This is a genomic window from Peribacillus sp. NPDC056705 (assembly GCF_043656335.1).
Genome location: NZ_JBHTYI010000013.1, coordinates 24,213 through 35,858, shown reverse-complemented (window position 1 = coordinate 35,858; position 11,646 = coordinate 24,213). Strand labels below are relative to the sequence as shown.

Below are 11,646 nucleotides of genomic sequence, written 5' to 3'. Positions count from 1 at the left end.
ATTTTACTTTAATAGACCTAAGCGAAATCCATAGACTACGACCTGTGTACGGTTCTTGGCTTTAAACTTTGTCATTAAACTGCTTATATAATCCCTTATAGTATGCTCGCTTAATTGCAATAATTCGGCCATCATTTTATTGTTATGCCCCTCCGCTAGCAAATTTAAAATCATGGATTCCCGTTCCGTTAATTGTAGATCTGTATCAATGGATACCTCATCATCCTTTCTTGATAAATATAAGCCTAATCGTTTTCCGACCTGTTCAAGTAAAGTTAGTTCATCTTTTGAATAATCGAATTCCTCTCCTAATTGATCAAAGGTCAGCCAGCCGAACACTTGCTGGTCATGAACAATCGGTACAAATATGACAGATGAAAGATTAAACAACGTTATATGTTCCTTTTTAATATAATGATCGGGATTCTTTAAAAAAACAGGCTTTTTTGAATTGAAAACAAAGGATTGCTTCAAGCTGAGTTGCCCTCTCATGCTTTGAACCTTGGGGAGCTCCTCTCCAATGGTGCCATAAAATTGATTGGACCAAGGAATATAAGCATAAAAAACACATCTTTTATAGTGAAAGAACTCTTCACATTTTTTTAGGATATGAGCAAAGTCCTTAATTCCTGATGAGTTAATTAGAAGCTCATCTAACTGGTCTAATAATTTCAGCCTTTTCAGTTCAGCATTTTCTTCGTGGGTTTTTGAAAGTTGCGATGGTTCGACATCCATCCATTTGTTATAGCTATGGATGAGATGAGAGAAAATGGATAATAAGAAAAGTAGAATGGAAATGGTATGGGCCTGTTTCAGGTTGGCCATTAAGGTAACGATGGACTTTTCAAAGATTAATCGGAACATGCTGAAATGTTTCACATTTAAAATGGGTAGATGTGATTGAAGCCAAGTTTCCAGATGCTTATCGTATGTTTCATTTATGTCTTCGATTTTTGGAGCGGATAAAAATAGTAGGAATGATTCAAGTAATGTTTGTATCACCTTACGTTCATTTTCTAATATAAGGGGCTCAAGATTCAAATAAATATTGATATTTTCTTCAATTTGTTTGTTATGGCTTTTTATGAATAATATGAATTGCTGAAACGATATTTCTTCATAAGCATGTGAGGGCAGGATCATACGGGTCTCTTCTCCTTAAACAAATTACCCCTATATAAGGGGGATACTTACCCTATTATTATACAGCATATTATAGGATAGTATTTCAAATTACGAGGAGTAAAATAAAGGAATAGACAGACAATGAAGCTTTTTTTAGCGGCATTCCATTTAAAGGGATGGACAATTGCTTAATTCAGCTTTAATTGCTTGTATAGGAATACTAGTCTAGTGAGAACCTCTAGGGATGAGGATTTCAGTATCAGAAAAATAAGAAAAGGAGATCTGGTGCAATCATGAGACTTGAAAACAAAGTGGCAATCATTACTGGCGGAGGTACAGGAATCGGGAAAGAAACAGCTTTGCTATTTGCCAGGGAGGGAGCAAAAATCGTCATCACTGACATAAATCAGGAATCCGGTGATCAAGCTGTGAAAGACATTCAGGCAATCGGCGGAGAGGCCCTATTCATTCGTCATGATGTCAGCAATGAAGAAGATTGGAAAAAGGTTGCAAAGGAAACGATCGATACTTTTGATAAGGTGGATGTTCTGTTCAACAATGCGGGTATTTATATCATTAAACCGGTTGCGGAGATTGAATTGGAGGAATGGAATCGTCTCATGTCGATTAACGTGACCGGCGTATTCTTGGGAATGAAGCATATTATGCCACTGATGGCGCTACAAAATAAAGGTTCAGTCATAAACGCTTCTTCCATAGCAGGCTTAATTGGCGCCCCTGGTCATGTATTATACGGTGCAAGCAAGGGAGCGGTCCGGACAATGACTAAAGATGCTGCTATCGAGTATGCTTCAAAAGGGGTCCGTGTAAACTCGATTCATCCAGGATATATCGATACCGGGATGGCGGACTATGCATCTGAACAAACGGGCAGTTCAAAAGATGAATTGGGTAAAGAATTTCCGTTGGGACATCTGGGCAGCGTCAACAATGTGGCGAATACAGTTCTTTTCATTGCCTCGGACGAATCTTCCTATACTACGGGTACTGAATTTGTAATAGATGGCGGAGCGACCGCTCGCTAAAATCCTTTCTAACGGATAGTAAAAACTAAAAAAATAAGGAGTGTTTAATTATGAGATTGGAAAATAAAGTGGCGATCGTAACTGGGGGAGCAAGCGGGATTGGAGCAAGTACGGCTCAATTATTTGCAGAAGAAGGAGCAAAGGTGGTCATTGCCGATTTTGCTGATCATGGACAAGCTGTGTCAGAAGAGTTAAATGGAAAAGGGTATGATACTCTTTTTGTTAAAACTGACGTGACAAATGAAAATGACGTAAAGAGTATGATCGAAGAGACGGTTAATAAATATGGAAAACTGGATATCATGTTCGCAAACGCAGGGATTGCAAGAGACGGAAACATCCATGAGTTAAGCTATGAACAATGGCAAAAAACAATTGATATTAATTTATCAGGTGTCTTCCTATCCGATAAATATGCGATAGAGCAAATGCGAAAACAATCTACAGGCGGCGCCATTGTCAATACAGGTTCCATCCATAGCCATGCAGGGAAACCGGGGGTAACAGCCTATTCTGCTGCGAAAGGCGGGGTCAAACTATTGACACAAACGTTAGGCTCGACTTATGCCAAAGATGGCATTCGTGTCAATGCAGTTTGCCCAGGATATATTGATACACCACTTATTGCGGAAGCACAAGGTGAGATCAGACAAGGTTTGATCGACTTACATCCCATCGGCCGTTTAGGCAGAGCCGAAGAAGTGGCGAAAGCTGTTCTCTTCCTTGCAAGTGACGATGCATCATTTGTTACAGGCACAAGCCTTATTGTAGACGGCGGTTATACGGCAGTATAATAAGGGCAAGTCTGGTTCTTTTAAACAGTCAAATTCGTTTGTTGGATATTTACATGTAATATAGAGCTTCTTCCGTAAGATGAGTGGTGTTAGATTACTCAACTCTACTGGAGGGCTCCTTTTTTTGTATATAATGAAAAAATCCCCGGAATGCTAAAAACATTTCCTTGGAAGATGAAACGATACAATGTCTATTAAGGATACTTTTAAACTCTTTTTGAGTGTGCGGCGATAAATAAGGCCAAACGGATAATTCGATTACGATCTAGATCGCTTAATATCTCTCTACAACTTTTAAATATGTCCGAGTATCTCCCATTTCCTTCCGTTTATATAAATTATATTTAGTTCGATAATAAAAGTGGAAGTAAATCCAATTAATAGTATTTTTATGATAAAGTTATAAAGTTGATATTTTAGGAAGAAACAAAATCTGTTGATAAAGGAAGGGTTAAATGGCGAAAAGAATATTAGGTAGTATGTTGATTTTATTACTAGGCATGGTTAGTTTCTCTTTTTTATCTGGCTTAAAAGTTGAAGCGGCAGATCGAGTGCATACTGTATCCTCTCAAGAAACGGTAGAATCGATTGCAGCGATCTATGATATATCGACGGAGCAATTAATGAATATGAATGGTTTACCGGATGATAAGTTATATATTGGCCAGAAGTTAACCATTCAGACTGCTTATACTCCTTCGAACTATCAGTGGTCAGAGAGAGGGAAACAAATTGGGAATTATGCGAAATCTTTTACAGGATTTAAAAAAACGGCTGGTGGAGAGACACCTATCAAAGGGTTTGATTCTAGCGGATTGATTCATTGGGTACTCACCCGACAAATGGTGCCTATCGACCGTTTGTCAGTTGAAGGCTATTATAAGCAAGGAATGGATACAAATACGCCTAAGGCTGGAGATATTATATTTTTTCTGGAAAAGGGAAGTTCAAAAGCCGTGACCGCTGGGATCTATCTGGGGGGAAATCAGTTCATTAATTCTGGATACGGAGCAGAGACAGTTCAGGTGAGATCTACCACAGAAAAATATTTTGCACAATACCAAGTCGAGTATAAAACGTATACACCAAAAGGAGAGCATGTCGTTCAAAATAATGAAACACTTAAAAGTATCTCGGATAAGTACGGTGTATCGGTGGGTACAATCAAAAAGCGTAACGCATTACCAACTGATAACTTGATGAAGGGACAGTATCTTCAAATATACAGCAATCCCTTGTATCCATTTTATACAAATCAAGAGGCTTCCTATGATAAAGCTTATGATGTCATAAAGTATGCCTATACTCTACGTGGATTTACCTATGTTTTTGGAGAATATGATCCGATGATTGGAATGGATTGCAGCGGTTTTATCTATTGGGCCATGAAGGAACAGGGCATTTCCCTTAAACGTGGTTCGGCAGCGGACTACTATTCCACGCTGCCGAAACTCAGCGATCCAAAGGCGGGGGACTTAGTATTTTTCAGAGATACAGACTTAAGTCAAGAGATAACCCACGTCGGTATTTATCTAGGGGACGGTCGCTTTATTCATACAACAAGGAATACTGGAGTTCATATATCTGATCTTACTTCAAGTTATTTTACTCAGAAGTTCGAAAGTTTTGGGCAAGTCCAAGTCAATAATGGACTAAGATAGCCATGAGAGAGTTAGACTATTTGAATTTTCTAGTCATATTATTCATTTAAGGTTAACCTTAAACAAAATCCCGTATACTTAATTGAATACGGGATTTGTGTTTGATCTTCTCCTTTAGTTGAAGAAGGAGGCACCATTAACGAACGTTTATGGTGAGAGCTTTTTTAAAATTTTTCACTTTATGACAGGTTAATTGAAGGAATAATTATCTAGATGAGTTTTGGTTTATGTGTACTCTCATCATACTGAGGGGCTCTGCTTTTTTAAATTAACTGAAAATTCAATGTATTATCTGTAAATACTAACTTATAATTGTTATACAATTGTAAAATTATACAGTTTTATTTTCGGTATAATGGGAATTATTAGAAGTGTATTATGGTGTATGAATATTTACAAATAGGGAGCTTCCACCATACAAGGCTATCGAATCTTTAGCTTGGTAATTGTTCGTCCTTTGAACAAATCTACTTTTTGTGAACTACCCCTTACATAAATGTCGAATGTAGTTAGGATACCCTCAAATCAACTATTAGAAGTAATGTTTGAGGGTAAAGGTATTAAAAGGGAGGCGAATTGTTTTTGACTATAATAGATATTGACCAATTGCTTTTAGCTACTGAAGAACTTGCTGATGAGTCAATTCCATTTCATCTCGATGCATTTGATATTGATCAATTATTAGATAAAGCGGATAACCGGTAAAGAAAAGCATACCCGAATGAAGTGAACCCAAAAAGATGATCCCGGCAATAGGTGGCATTCTATATTATCGCCGGTACTGGATTAAGTGAAAGTTCGTCGGGAAAAATGGATAGGGGACTTTAGTGCCTTAGGTCTAGCATTATTCGTTTATCTCATGTTTCATGCAGAAACGGTAACGGGAATTATCATCTATCAAACCATTATACTTATATTTTCCGCAGTCTTATCCACTATTATATTTAGTCTGCCGCTGAATTATTTACCGAGGTTCGGCAGTGGGTGTGGTCAATTTAGGGATGCGAGTGGCTGACTTGATAGCTCCTTTAACGATTGGTTTTGTCATAGACGCTTTCGATGGATCGTTTAATGGAGCTGTTTGGTTATTGGTTTTATTCGGTGTCCTTTGCTTTATCGCTTTTATGACCTTGAAATCGGGTAAGGAAAATTTCATGACTGAACATCCACATACACTTCCTGCTGTAAAATAGATTGAAATAAATGCAGGGAAAAGTGAGTGTTAGGATTAATAAAAGTTGGTTTGAAATGGTATATAGAGAGTGCAAGAACTCTACCAGTCAGATCTTGAAAGCCTGATGTTACTGAATTTCAGTTAACAGGGCTTTTTATTTTTGGCTTTTTCGCATACTTTGTTGCTATTTACCAAGTAAAGCGGTGTGGTTGATTTCCCTTCCAGATGCTCGCTTTTCGTGGGACAGGTGAGCCTCCTCGGCGTAAACGCCTGTCGGGTCTCACCTGTCCCGCTGCTCCCGCAGGAGTCTCGCACTTGCGCTCCAATCAACCTTAAATCGTTTAGTTTTAAAAACAACAATCTTCACGAAAAGAGCCTTATTTTTTTTATACGACTTTACCAATAATGTGCTGCAATTCATCTAAATGATGGAGTGTTAGGACCTATATCCGGAAAAAGGGAAATGCATGTACCAGTATCGTGCAGAAAGCACTGAAAAACATTCCAGTCGAACCTATCCGTGTTGATGAGTTAACAGGAAAAAAGGTTTGCTCTTTTTGTGCCGGATGATTTGCCTCGTTTGATGGGAGGGTAAAACTTCAAGAATTGAAGTTGATTTCATAGATGAATACGAAGATTTAAAGAGGTTACATATGCCGATTAAACTATGAAGATTCCCTATGATATGCCGTTACATTTAATTTATCTCCACTTGTATTCCATATTTCGATGATAACTGAAATGATCACCAGCTATAATATCTGTAGATTGGTATTTAAATATGTCAGGAGATAATAAAATGAATGTTTACAAATTTACACTGTTGATTCTTTTAACGACATTTTTAATGGGGTCTTCTTTTGCGGTGGTTAAAATGGGTCTACCATATTCATCCCCATTATTATTAGCAGCATTACGCTTCACACTTGCCGGATCCATAATGGCGATGATCGTAATCTTATTAAAAAGACCGCATCCAAACACTAGAGGGGATTGGATAAAAATGCTCATTATCGGCACTTTTCAAACAGCCGGAGTCATGGGGTGCATTTTCCTGAGTTTACGCACGATTACAGCAAGTGAATCCTCCATACTTACATTCACAAACCCGTTACTTGTTGTTGTTTTCGGTACCATCTTTTCACAAACACGCTATAAGCTATATCAATGGTTTGGAGTTTCATTAGGAATAGTTGGAGTTATTATAACGATGGGAGCTCAGCTTGAATTTAAGGTTGGTATTCTTTTCGGCATTCTTTCTGCGGTTTTCTGGGCCATTTCCACTTTATTGGCAAAAAAATGGGGGGCGATTTCCGATACATGGGTATTATCTGCTTATCAGATGCTTTTTGGCGGTTTACTGCTTTTACTTGGCAGCTTTATTCTTGAAAAACCATTTTTCATAATGAATGGTCATTCGTTGTTCATTTTATTATGGTTAAGTATCATGTCATCGATCGTGCAATTCGCTGTTTGGTATTACCTTTTACATAAGAGTGATCCAGGAAAAACAAGTGCCTTTTTATTTTTGGCACCTTTCTTCGGAGTCGTATCAGGGTGGGCACTATTAGGTGAACCGATATACACTTCACTCCTAATTGGCGGACTGTTTATTATCATTGGCATCTATCTTGTAAATAGCAATTTCCAAAAGGAAAATAAATTCGTTAAAAGAGCTTTATAGTAATCGTATGGATTGTCTATGCTGCTAAGGACAGAAAATCCCTCGTGAAAAAGGCAAGAGCCTCTTTTCTTTTTCACGAGGGATGATTAAATTATACATCTATACAAAAAACTTCCTTAAATCCTTCATTCCCTTTAGCTGTTACTTTAACTGCGCGAATAGATGGAACACGGACTATCCAGCCTAAATCAAAAAAATGTGTAAGGAGCCCTTTTCCTAAAGCACCGCCAAGATGATGGTGACGTTCACTCCAGTCTAAACATGAGTGGGAAAAAGAACGGCGTTTTTTTCTTAAATCAAGTAAATCTATGCCGAACTCAGAAAAAAAACGATCTCCTTTGGGTGTGACTGTAAACTCTCTCTCTTCTTTTTTCAAATATCCGGCTTTCAACATAGATTCAGTTAATTGAACTCCTAGTTTTCCTGCCAAATGATCATAGCAAGTCCTGGCTTCCTTAAGCAATTTGACTTGGCTTGATTGTTTCAGCGACCGAACTTCAGGAGGTGGGGAAATGGCCAGAAATGATTCTAAAATGCGCGCAATATCTTCATTTGCTAGCTGATAGTAACGATGTCTTCCGTGCTTTTCAACTTTAACAAGATTTCCTTCCACTAATTTAGAAAGGTGAAAGCTGGCGGTTTGCGGTGTTATTACAGCCATCAATGCTAATTCACCTGCCGTATGAAAACGCCCGTCCAGTAAACTTGCAAGAATTGTTGCACGTGACTTTTCCCCAAGAAGGGAGGCTATCTCCACCATATTTGGATGTATACTCAAAATAGTTATCAACCTTTCTACCGATGTTTTAGTTTGAATAAGCTGAAAGCAAAGTAAATACATTAAAAATAAGTAAACTTATTTTCTATTATACAGTACCGCTGCCCTGGTGATATTTTGTATGTTCACGATTCCCGCTTTAAATATTTTTGAAAACGGCCGATAAAAGGATCCATATCTCAGCGCGGGGAGAAAGTATAGATTTTAAAAGAATTGACCTTGAAGCCTTAAAATCCGTGCGCACCCGCGTTTGGATTTCACTTCAACGAAAAGCACGGACGGGTAATTATATAGGTTCAATTGTTTCCTGAATACTGGAAGGTTTTTTATTGATGTTAAAGGGGCATCCGTTAAATTGGATGCTTTTTTTATTGGGGGAGATTATGAAATCAGGAGAGGTTTAATAAGAAGACTGTAAAGAAGAAAGACTGTCTATCCTTTGGATAAGCGGTTTTTAATGAAGTATATTCTTTGTGAACTAGGCATACATTTTTACATGTTCACTAACAGGAAACGTTCCTTAATAGTCTTGGAATAAATACCGGTGAATAGTCCCTTTTGTCGAATTTTAGTAGTCAAATAGGAGGGAATGGAGAGTATGAAAATATCAGACATTGGATTTAAAGGCCAAGTATTTGGATTTATAAAGTTCACACCTTTTGTGGAAAGTTTCTTATCCGGAGATTTATATATGAATAATTTCAAAAAGTATATTGATATGGAAAGTGCTTCAGGAGAAAAAGGTGTAGGGGACAAATTTGAAGCAGCACATGTTTTTACGGAATTAACAATGAATTTCTTTACTCAAGATGCCCATGAATTAATCATGTCGGGGCGAACTAAAAAATTGAATTTTAGAAAAAATATAAATGAAAAAAGACCAATATACTGTATGTTTGCAATTGTCGGCGAAATGTTAAAAGTGGTTAAGGAGGATGAAAAGTATTACTATACCAAATTTGATTTACCTAAAGAACAAATCGATAAAATGATCAGGGAGTTCGGAGATAGCTTGATTTTTGTTACCCCATCGCAATTTATTGACAGAATTACTAGAACACTCAATGAAAAAGGATATGCTTACAGAGGGGGATTGGTAAAATATGATGATTATAACATCAATTCCTCAGCTAGGATGAGCTCTTATAAAAATCAAGGGACTGATATTTATTTTTGGAAAGATAAATATTTTGAAAATCAATATGAATATCGCATAGTCCTCACAGATCAAGAAGTTGACGAAGCTTTAATCGTGAACGTAGGTGATATCTCAGACATTAGTACTATATTTAATGCAAACGAATTTTTCAGTGATAAATTTGAAATAAGATTACGAAAGAAAGGAAATCTAAGCATCCATTAAATTGGGTGCTTTTTATTTGGCAGGAGAGATAAAGAAAATATATAACCTTTTAATTAGAAGTGTTAAATTAAACGGAAATTCCAGGATTATCGCATATACAAAGGGGTTAATACTTCATTTATATTCACTAGTATTGGTCTTGTCTGTTTGGTTTATATCAGTTTCAGAGGGGTTTTTGTCGAATGTTGGACTCTATAGAATGGCGCTCTCTTAAAAGATCCATAAATGGTTTAAAGTCAAAACGCGGAAAACATACGTTATGCAAATTTCGACAACGTAAATGCAATGGTGATTAGTGGTTATTTGTCAGTTAAGATTTTTATGCAATAAAAAGTCGATCACTTTATAAGAATGTACTGCGGCTATTTGATCTGCCCTTATAGGGGAGTGACTTTTGAAGGTGCTTCCGTGTTTGGCTCAACAGCAACCTATTCTTTAAAGGGAATTCCTTTTTTTGTAGGGAAAGTAATGATTTAATGCCGACTTTATTTCTTTTTTTAAACAGCAAATAACTGGATATATGATGTAAATTATTGTAATCTACAAAAGTATGTTTTTCCTAATCGTAAAGGGGGACCATAATTGAGTTCAACAAATAGTAAACAGACAACGATTGTTGCCCTTTTGCTTGCGGGTACATTTATAGCGATCTTGAACCAAACATTAATGATTACCGCGATTCCTCCTGTGATGGAAGAAATGAATATAACGGCAAATAGTGCACAATGGCTAACAACCGTTTTTATGCTGGTTAATGGGATCATGATTCCTGTGAGCGCGTTTTTACTGGAGCGCTTTACCACCAGACAGCTCTTCCTTTCAGCCATGGGGATTTTTGCTACCGGTACATTGGTTGCGGGGCTAGCTCCTAATTTTGGAATGCTGCTGCTTGGAAGGATGATTCAGTCGGGCGGAGCCGGAATTATGCTCCCGTTAATGCAAACAGTCTTCCTTATGATTTTCCCTGTTCATAAACGGGGTGCAGCCATGGGACTGGTCGGACTGGTCATTTCCTTCGCGCCGGCTATTGGGCCCGCTTTGTCGGGCTGGGTTACAGAGACCTACTCATGGAGGGTATTATTCTTTATCATTCTTCCAATTGCCATTATTGATATCATAGTTGCGTTCTTCGCTTTAAAAAATGTAACAGAAGGTACACGGCCAAAAGTGGATGTGCTTTCGATTGTTTTATCTTCCGTAGGTTTCGGTGGATTATTGTATGGATTTACAGCTGCAGGTAATTATGGCTGGACAGACGAGAGTACCATCATATCGCTAGGCATTGGAACAATTTCACTTGTTTGGTTTATCAAAAGGCAATTGCAGTTGAAGCATCCAATGCTGGAGTTCCGTGTGTTCACGTTTTCATTATTCCCGATTGCTATTATTATAGGAGCCGTTACCTTTATGGGTCTGATAGGTGCCGAAACGCTCATCCCGCTATTTATGCAAAACATGCGAGGATTTACTGCGTTTGAAGCTGGATTGGCGATACTCCCGGGAGCACTTATTACCGGGTTAATGTCCCCGTTCATCGGACGTATTTTTGACCGGATTGGGGCCAGGTGGTTGGTTATTGGCGGGTTACTCCTCATAACCGCTTCATCCTTTACTTTTATGGATGTTGGTCCTTCGACAAGTTTTACATTTATAATGGTCATGTACAGTATTCGGATGTTCGGATTAGCCATGGTTATGATGCCCGTTTCAACGGCCGCCTTAAACCAGCTGCCTAAACGGTTAATCGCCCATGGTGCAGCAATGGATAATACGATGAAAATGATTGCCGCTTCTGTAGGTACTGCAATACTTGTTACTGTGATGACATCAGCTACAGAAAATGCTCAGCAGCGTCCCGAGATAGTCCATCCTGATATGTATGGCGCGCAAATCTCATTTATTGTCATCGCTGTACTTTCGTTAATTAGCCTCCTCATTTCTTTTAAAATAAAGGATCAAAAATCAGCGGGAAAAGAACGTGGAGAGAAGAATTAAATATTTGAATTCGAGTTTTTAGGCTT

General features: G+C 37.9%; 10 protein-coding genes. 8 read left to right on the top strand and 2 right to left on the bottom strand.

Annotated elements, in window-relative coordinates; genetic code table 11:
• Positions 1-3 precede the first annotated feature (3 nt).
• A complete protein-coding gene (locus ACFRAK_RS16540; protein WP_394572094.1) occupies positions 4-1,143 on the bottom strand; it encodes a LuxR C-terminal-related transcriptional regulator in 1,140 nt (379 codons plus the stop codon).
• Positions 1,144-1,418: 275 nt separating this feature from the next.
• Between ACFRAK_RS16540 and ACFRAK_RS16535 the strand changes: the two genes are divergently transcribed.
• From ACFRAK_RS16535 to ACFRAK_RS16510, 6 genes are all read left to right on the top strand, one after another.
• Entirely contained in the window at positions 1,419-2,171 is a 753-nt protein-coding gene (locus ACFRAK_RS16535) for an SDR family NAD(P)-dependent oxidoreductase (RefSeq protein ID WP_387706762.1), read from the top strand.
• A 50-nt stretch (positions 2,172-2,221) separates the two neighbouring features.
• On the top strand, positions 2,222-2,965 hold the full coding sequence (locus tag ACFRAK_RS16530) for an SDR family NAD(P)-dependent oxidoreductase (protein WP_387594890.1): 744 nt from the start codon (positions 2,222-2,224) through the stop codon (positions 2,963-2,965).
• A 455-nt stretch (positions 2,966-3,420) separates the two neighbouring features.
• The gene (locus ACFRAK_RS16525) at positions 3,421-4,626 is read left to right on the top strand and encodes a C40 family peptidase (RefSeq protein ID WP_394572093.1); all 1,206 of its coding nucleotides are present in this window, start codon (positions 3,421-3,423) and stop codon (positions 4,624-4,626) included.
• Positions 4,627-5,208: 582 nt separating this feature from the next.
• On the top strand, positions 5,209-5,331 hold the full coding sequence (locus tag ACFRAK_RS16520) for a hypothetical protein (protein WP_387594896.1): 123 nt from the start codon (positions 5,209-5,211) through the stop codon (positions 5,329-5,331).
• A 275-nt stretch (positions 5,332-5,606) separates the two neighbouring features.
• Positions 5,607-5,819: a hypothetical protein gene (locus ACFRAK_RS16515; RefSeq protein ID WP_387594899.1), complete on the top strand. Its 213-nt coding sequence runs from the start codon at positions 5,607-5,609 to the stop codon at positions 5,817-5,819.
• Between the two features lie 780 nt (positions 5,820-6,599).
• On the top strand, positions 6,600-7,484 hold the full coding sequence (locus ACFRAK_RS16510; protein ID WP_387594902.1) for a DMT family transporter: 885 nt from the start codon (positions 6,600-6,602) through the stop codon (positions 7,482-7,484).
• 91 nt (positions 7,485-7,575) lie between these two features.
• On the opposite strand, the gene ACFRAK_RS16505 is transcribed toward ACFRAK_RS16510, so the two are convergent.
• Positions 7,576-8,262, bottom strand: a complete 687-nt coding sequence (locus ACFRAK_RS16505) for an ArsR/SmtB family transcription factor (RefSeq protein ID WP_387594905.1) — start codon at positions 8,260-8,262, stop codon at positions 7,576-7,578.
• A 598-nt stretch (positions 8,263-8,860) separates the two neighbouring features.
• Between ACFRAK_RS16505 and ACFRAK_RS16500 the strand changes: the two genes are divergently transcribed.
• Complete coding sequence (locus tag ACFRAK_RS16500; protein ID WP_387594908.1) at positions 8,861-9,625, top strand: hypothetical protein; 765 nt, start codon at positions 8,861-8,863, stop codon at positions 9,623-9,625.
• A 582-nt stretch (positions 9,626-10,207) separates the two neighbouring features.
• The gene (locus ACFRAK_RS16495) at positions 10,208-11,620 is read left to right on the top strand and encodes a DHA2 family efflux MFS transporter permease subunit (protein ID WP_394572092.1); all 1,413 of its coding nucleotides are present in this window, start codon (positions 10,208-10,210) and stop codon (positions 11,618-11,620) included.
• Positions 11,621-11,646 lie beyond the last annotated feature (26 nt).

Bases quoted from the DNA above. Each gene is read 5' to 3' on its own strand.
- ACFRAK_RS16500 (WP_387594908.1), top strand. From the start codon at position 8,861: ATGAAAATATCAGACATTGGATTTAAAGGCCAAGTATTTGGATTTATA.
- ACFRAK_RS16525 (WP_394572093.1), top strand. From the start codon at position 3,421: ATGGCGAAAAGAATATTAGGTAGTATGTTGATTTTATTACTAGGCATG.
- ACFRAK_RS16510 (WP_387594902.1), top strand. From the start codon at position 6,600: ATGAATGTTTACAAATTTACACTGTTGATTCTTTTAACGACATTTTTA.
- ACFRAK_RS16540 (WP_394572094.1), bottom strand. From the start codon at position 1,143: ATGATCCTGCCCTCACATGCTTATGAAGAAATATCGTTTCAGCAATTC.
- ACFRAK_RS16530 (WP_387594890.1), top strand. From the start codon at position 2,222: ATGAGATTGGAAAATAAAGTGGCGATCGTAACTGGGGGAGCAAGCGGG.
- ACFRAK_RS16535 (WP_387706762.1), top strand. From the start codon at position 1,419: ATGAGACTTGAAAACAAAGTGGCAATCATTACTGGCGGAGGTACAGGA.